This is a genomic window from Thiobacillus sp. (assembly GCF_018780105.1).
Taxonomy (GTDB): Bacteria; Pseudomonadota; Gammaproteobacteria; order Burkholderiales; family Thiobacillaceae; genus Thiobacillus.
Genome location: NZ_JADMKC010000051.1, coordinates 21,059 through 27,712, shown reverse-complemented (window position 1 = coordinate 27,712; position 6,654 = coordinate 21,059). Strand labels below are relative to the sequence as shown.

Below are 6,654 nucleotides of genomic sequence, written 5' to 3'. Positions count from 1 at the left end.
CGCCCGGCGTCGGCATCGTGCACCAGGTCAACATGGAATACCTGGCGCGCGGCGTGATGGAAAAGGACGGCGTCGCCTATCCGGATACGCTGGTCGGCACCGACAGCCACACCACGATGATCAACGGCCTCGGCATCGTCGCCTGGGGTGTCGGCGGCATCGAAGCCGAAGCCGCGATGCTCGGCCAGCCGGTGTATTTCCTCACCCCCGACGTCGTCGGCGTCAACCTCACCGGCGCGGCCAAACCGGGCGTCACCGCCACCGACATCGTGCTGACCATCACCGAAATGCTGCGCAAGGCGAAAGTAGTCGGCAAGTTCGTCGAGTTCTTCGGCGAGGGCGTCGCCGCGATGTCGGTCACCGACCGCGCGACGATCGCCAACATGGCGCCGGAATACGGCGCGACCATGGGCTTCTTCCCGGTCGACGAAGCCACTTGCCAGTACTTTGCCGCGACCGGCCGCAGCGAGGCGCAGGTGGCCACCATCCGCGCCTACTACCAGGCGCAGGGACTGTTCGGCATTCCGCAGGCAGGCGACATCGACTACTCGCAGACGCTGGCACTCGACTTGTCCACCGTTGAACCCAGCGTGGCCGGACCCAAGCGGCCGCAGGATCGCATTGCACTGGCCAATCTGAAATCCGCGTTCACCGGCCTGATGGACAAGGCCGTGGCCGACGGCGGCTACGCCAAGGGCGCAGCGGTTTTGCACACCGGCGACACGCCGATCAAGCACGGCGACATCGCGATTGCCGCGATCACCTCGTGCACCAACACCTCCAACCCTGGCGTGATGCTGGCCGCCGGCCTGCTGGCCAAGAAGGCCGCCGCGCTGGGTCTGAAGCCGCCCGCGCACGTCAAAACCTCGCTCGGCCCCGGCTCGCGCGCGGTCACCGAATACCTCAACAAGGCCGGATTGATGGACGCGCTGGAACAGGTCGGCTTCAGTGTCGTCGGCTACGGCTGCACCACCTGTATCGGCAATTCCGGCCCGCTCAAGCCCGAAATCGACAAGGCCATCGCCGACCACGATCTGGTCGTCGCCTCGGTGCTGTCGGGCAACCGCAACTTCGAAGCGCGCGTGCACCAGGCGGTCAAGGCCAACTTCCTGATGTCGCCGCCGCTGGTCGTCGCCTTCGCGCTGGCGGGCCGGGTGGACATCGATTTCGAAACCGAGCCGCTTGGCACCAGCCAGGACGGCAAGCCGGTGTTCCTCAAAGACCTGTGGCCGAGCCACGCCGACGTCGCCGCCGTGATGAATACCGCGACCGACCCCGCCGCCTACCGCAAGATCTACGCCGACGTCGGCGCCGACAACCCGTTGTGGGATGCCGTCTCCGCGCCCACCGGCATGGTCTACGAATGGGACGCGAAATCGACCTACATCCAGCAGCCGCCGTTCTTCGCCCAGCAGCAGGCCGTGGCCAGCACCTCGATCAAGGCCGCCCGCGCGCTGGCGATCTTCGGCGACTCGGTCACCACCGACCACATCAGCCCCGCCGGCGGCATCAAGCCGACCTCGCCGGCCGGCCTGTACCTCACCGAACACGGCGTGCAGAAAGCCGACTTCAACAGCTACGGCGCCCGCCGCGGCAACCACGAAGTGATGATGCGCGGCACCTTCGCCAACGTCCGCATCAAGAACCTGATGATCCCCGGCAGCGAAGGCGGCATCACGCTGAAAGGCGGTGAGCAGCAGGCCATCTACGACGCCGCGATGGCGTATCAGGCTGAAGGTAAGCCGCTGATGATTTTTGCCGGCGAAGAATACGGCACCGGTTCCAGCCGCGACTGGGCCGCCAAGGGCACCACCCTGTTGGGCGTCAAGGCCGTCGTCGCCAAGAGCTTCGAGCGCATCCACCGCGCCAACCTCGCCGGCATGGGCGTGCTGCCCTGCCAGTTCAAGGACGGCGTCGATGCCGCCACGTTGAAGCTCAACGGCAGCGAAACCTTCGACCTCGAAGGCATCGAAACCGGCATCGTGCCGCAGCAGGATGTGACGCTGGTGATTCACCGCGCCAACGGCGGCAGCGAGCGCGTGGCCGTCAAGCTGCGCATCGATACGCCGATTGAAGTGGAGTATTACAACAAGGGCGGAATTCTTCCGTTTGTGTTGGAGCAGTTGGTGGGGTGATCGATGCGTGGGCGGCAGGTCACGCCTGAACAGATGGAACTGACACGGGCGCGTGCCGAGGTCGGCCGTCTCTGGTGCAAGGTTGAAATCCTAAAAAAAGCCACGGCGTACTTTGCAAAGGATGCGCTGTGAAGTATGCCTGGATCGACACCCAGCGTGGACACTACGCCCTGTCTGAGATTTGCCCCGTGCGCCATCATCGCCATCGGCCACAAGATTCTCCGCACCATCTTCTTCATGCTCGGGCGGAGCGAACATTACCGGGATTCCACCACCGACGATGAAGCGCTCTCCATCCAACGTAACGCCCCCCGCGGGATCAAGGCGCTGACCAAGTTCGGCTTCATCTCGCCGGCCAGCACCTGACAGCTTCGCTTTGCCTGTCCATAGCCTTCATCGGCAGGACTCCATTCGCCTTGGCAGTACCGGTTTTCACGTTAAGAACTGGCCACGCTGGACTGGGTGGACTGGTACAACCACAAGCGGTTGCTGGGGTCGATCGGGAATATCCTGCCAGCGGAAGCCGAAGCTGCGTGACTCAAACCAAACAGCCTTCCAGCACCAGCCAAGGGGACTCGGCTCGGAACTTCAGTGGCGAATCTGGCGGTTCCAGTCCCGCAGGCCACTGTATTCACTCATCACCCATTTGAAAGTAGAATCCCCCGGGACCCTCTTGAGGGGGGTAATGAGGCTGGGGGCTGCAAGGAACGGCGTCGGTACTTCATTTCCTCGACCAACCAGAGAACGGAGATGCGTTAATGATGATGAGTTCCGGGAGTTCTGCGGGATTGATGGCGTCCGCCGTATTGGCCTTGACGCTCGTAGCGTGCAGCAAGGCCCCTGATCCAACTGCTACCACCGTGGCCCCGGCGGTAGCCACCCAGGCCACGCCGGCGGAATTGCGGGAGATCATCAAGGAGGCCTACACCTATGGCTTCCCGATGGTGGACAGCTACCGTATCCAGTATTCCTATTTCGTCGACCAGGCCAACCCGGAATACAAGGGTGGGTGGAACAAGGTGCATAACGTGGCCCGCGTTTTCACCCCGCAGGACAAGGCGATCCAGACCCCCAACTCGGACACGCCCTACAGCTTCCTCGGTGCGGATCTTCGCGCCGAGCCGCTGGTGATCAGCGTGCCGGCGATCCCGGACCGCTACTACTCGCTGCAGTTCATCGACATGTACACCCACAATTTTGCGTACGTGGGCAGTCGTGCGACCGGCCGCGAGGCGGGCAGCTACCTGCTGGCCGGACCCAGGTGGCAGGGCCAGGTGCCAGAGGGGATCAAGTCGGTGATCCGCTCGGAGACAGACCTGGCCTTCGTGCTGTACCGTACCCAACTGTTCGGCGATGCTGATCTCGGGGCGGTCAAGAAGATCCAGGCTCAATACAGGGTCCAGCCTTTGTCGCGATTCGCCGGGACCCTGCCACCGCCGGCAGCGGCCGCGGAGATCATCCAACCGCTGTCGGCCGAGGCGCAGAAGACCTCGCCGGAATTCTTCGGCATCCTCAACTTCCTGCTCCAATTCACTCCGACCCATCCCAGCGAAATGGCATTGATGGAGCGCTTCGCCAAGGCCGGCATCAGTGCGGGCAAGCCGTTCGATGTCGCCGCGCTGTCGCCTGAGCAGCGTCGGGCGGTGGAGGAAGGCATGGCCGATGCCTGGAGGGCCTTTGCGCAGTTCAAGGCCGAGGTGATCGACACCGGCAAGAAGAGCAGCGCCGATGGATTCGGTACGCGTGCGTTCCTCGGCAACGATTACATGATGCGCATGGCGTCGGCGGTGCTCGGCATCTACGGCAACTCCAAGGAAGAGGCGAACTATCCGGCGTACTTCACCGATTCCGAAGGCAAGCCGCTGGATGGCGTAGCCAACCGCTACACAGTGCGTTTCGAGCCGGGCAAGCTGCCGCCGGTCAACTCGTTCTGGTCGTTGACCATGTACGAGCTGCCGGCCAGCCTGCTGACTGCAAACCCGATCAACCGTTACCTGATCAATTCGCCGATGGAGCCGAAGCTCGTCCGCGACGCGGATGGCGGCATCACGCTGTACATCCAGCACGAATCGCCGGGCAAGGCCAAGGAGGCCAACTGGCTGCCGGCACCCAAGGGGCCGTTCTTCATGGTCATGCGCGAGTACTGGCCCAAGCCCGAAGCCCTGGACGGCCTCTGGAAGGCGCCGCCGGCGGTCCGCACGGCGCAGTGACGCGCGCGGCCGGTAGCCAGCGGCTACTGCCGCCTGCCCTTACCTGTCTTTCCAGTCCATTCGCCTAGATTCCCATCGAGATTACACCATGAACAAAAATATTCGGATCGCCTGCAATTCCCTCTCCGCCGCGCTGATCGTGGCATTGGCCGGCTGCGGCGGTGCCGACCGCGCCGAGCCGACCGCGGCCCCGGCCGATTCGGCTGCGGCCAGTGCATCCGCCGCGCCGGATGCGGCGCCCGCCGTCGCCGCGACGCCTTCGGTGGTCCCCGACCTGGCCAGCCCGGATCTGTGGAAAAAGACCGCCGACGGCAAGATCCTCGTCACGCCCGACAACTTCATCCGCGCAGAATCCGACGTCTACTTCGCCGCCCAGTTCAAGGACGGGGCATTCGGCCAGTTCAAGCACACCCGTACACCGGCTCCGGTCGACAAGCAGCTGATCGTTCGGCTCAACCGCGACACGATCTATTCGGCCGGCTTGTTCGATCTCGATGCTGGTCCGGTCACCATCACCCTGCCGGACTCGGGCGGGCGGTTTCAGTCGGCTCTAGTCATCAATGAAGACCATTACAACCCGCAGGTCTTCTACGGTGCCGGCGCCTATACGCTTAGTAAGGAAAGCGTGGGCACCCGCTATGCGATGGTGGCCGTGCGCACCCTGGCCGATCCCAACGACCCGGAGGACATGAAGCAGGCGAACGCGCTGCAGGATGCCATCGCCGTCAGCCAGCCCGGTGGCCCGGGCACCTTCGAGATTCCGCAGTGGGATCCGGTCAGCCAGAAGAAAGCCCGCGAAGCGTTGATCGCCTTGTCCGACACCATCCCGGACCTGCGCTACGCCGCCGGCCCGAACAAGGACTCCGTCGATCCGGTCCGGCGCATCGCCGCGGCGGCGTCGGGCTGGGGCCTGAATCCCGACAAGGACGCGGTGTACCTGAACGTGTTCCCACAAAAGAACGACGGCAAGACACCGTACCGACTCGCGGTCAATCAGGTTCCGGTGGATGGGTTCTGGTCGGTGACCGTGTACACCGCCGACGGTTACTTCAAGCCCAACGACCTGAACGCCTATTCGATCAACAGCATCACCGGCAAGAAGGCGGCGGACGGTTCCATCACGATCCAGTTCGGCGATTGCAGCAAGGACACCCCAAACTGCCTGCCGGTGACCAAAGGCTGGAACTATATGGTTCGACTGTACCGCCCGCGCCAGGAAATCCTGGACAGCAGTTGGTCGTTCCCCGTCGCCGAACCGATCAAGTAACCGTCATGCACGCGGTACGCGATCCGCATGGTTGGGCGCGGGCCGCGGAAAACCGCCCAGCGCCTGCAAGGATGGCGCTGCCGGAGTCGTGGACAGGGCCAACCGGCGAGCGTCGCCGCATCTGTGGCCGCTCGATCAGCTCTCGTCCGCAGTTGGCCGCGGCGTGGCCAGCATCGCCGCAGCCTGCTCCGACACGCTGCGTAGGTGCAGGTCCTGCTGCGGGAACGGGATCTCGATACCGGCTTCGTTCAGTGCGGCGTAGATGCGTGTCATCAGGTCGCTGCGCACGTTGGCCCAGTTGCTGAAATCGTGGGTACAAGCGCGCACCGAGAAATCCAGCGAGCTGGCGCCCAGGCGCAAGAACAGCCCAGTCGGTTCCGGGTGCTGCGCCACGTCCGGCGTGGCGGCGATCACCCGCTTCAGCAGCGCGACGACCTGCGCCGGATCGGAGCCGTAGGCAACGCCGACCTCGATGTCGAGGCGCCGGTTCATGCGACAGCAGCGCGGGCAATACGAATACCGATCAGACAACGATTTCTAACTCCCACGATTAGATGTTCTACCTCGATCTCTTCTCCGCGCTCTCCCGCCACCACGTCGATTACGTCCTGATCGGCGACCTGGCGGTTTCGCTGCATGGCATCGAGCGGGCGACGATGGATATCGACGTGACCGTGGCGATGACGCCGGAAAATCTGGCTTCGCTGGTGGCGATGGCGCGCGAACTCGGGATGACGCCGGTCTTGCCAGTTGATCTGAATACCCTGATCGATGTTGACCAGCTTGCGGAATGGCATCGCGAACGCAATCTTGAGGTATTTGCCCTGCATGCGCCGGGGCTGGCCGGCATCACTGTGGATGTATTGCTGTATCCGCCGGTTGATTACGCCGGGATGCGCGAGCGTGCCGTGATCTTCAAGGCTGGCGAGGTGCCCATCGTGGTTATCGGCGTTGACGACTTGATCGCGCTGAAACAGGCAGCGGGGCGTCCGATCGATCTGTCCGATATCGAACACCTGAAGCGGCTGGGAGAAATCTGACC

Annotated in this window: 5 protein-coding genes and 2 pseudogenes; 6 read left to right on the top strand and 1 reads right to left on the bottom strand. The window is 63.7% G+C overall.

The features are described 5' to 3' along the window. The 5 genes and pseudogenes from acnA to IV098_RS15255 form a co-directional block, all read left to right on the top strand. On the top strand, positions 1 to 2,135 hold a 2,135-nt coding region (acnA, locus tag IV098_RS15275; protein ID WP_296890590.1), incomplete at its 5' end, for an aconitate hydratase AcnA. Between the two features lie 9 nt (positions 2,136 to 2,144). Continuing rightward, positions 2,145 to 2,284: pseudogene (locus IV098_RS15270) on the top strand (IS3 family transposase); the annotation flags it as partial. 43 nt (positions 2,285 to 2,327) lie between these two features. Continuing rightward, positions 2,328 to 2,501, top strand: a pseudogene (locus IV098_RS15265) (IS110 family transposase); the annotation flags it as partial. Between the two features lie 425 nt (positions 2,502 to 2,926). Next, positions 2,927 to 4,345 carry a DUF1254 domain-containing protein gene (locus IV098_RS15260; RefSeq protein WP_296890588.1) on the top strand — a complete coding sequence of 473 codons (1,419 nt, stop codon included), beginning with the start codon at positions 2,927 to 2,929 and terminating at the stop codon, positions 4,343 to 4,345. Between the two features lie 88 nt (positions 4,346 to 4,433). After that, entirely contained in the window at positions 4,434 to 5,612 is a 1,179-nt protein-coding gene (locus IV098_RS15255) for a DUF1214 domain-containing protein (RefSeq protein ID WP_296890586.1), read from the top strand. A gap of 135 nt (positions 5,613 to 5,747) precedes the next feature. Here IV098_RS15255 and IV098_RS15250 read toward each other — a convergent pair whose 3' ends face one another. Further along, positions 5,748 to 6,104 (bottom strand): mechanosensitive ion channel family protein, encoded by a 357-nt coding sequence (locus IV098_RS15250; RefSeq protein WP_296890583.1) that lies wholly within the window; start codon positions 6,102 to 6,104, stop codon positions 5,748 to 5,750. A gap of 62 nt (positions 6,105 to 6,166) precedes the next feature. Here IV098_RS15250 and IV098_RS15245 point away from each other — a divergent pair, with 62 nt between their 5' ends. After that, positions 6,167 to 6,652: a hypothetical protein gene (locus tag IV098_RS15245; RefSeq protein WP_296890580.1), complete on the top strand. Its 486-nt coding sequence runs from the start codon at positions 6,167 to 6,169 to the stop codon at positions 6,650 to 6,652. Positions 6,653 to 6,654: the final 2 nt, after the last annotated feature.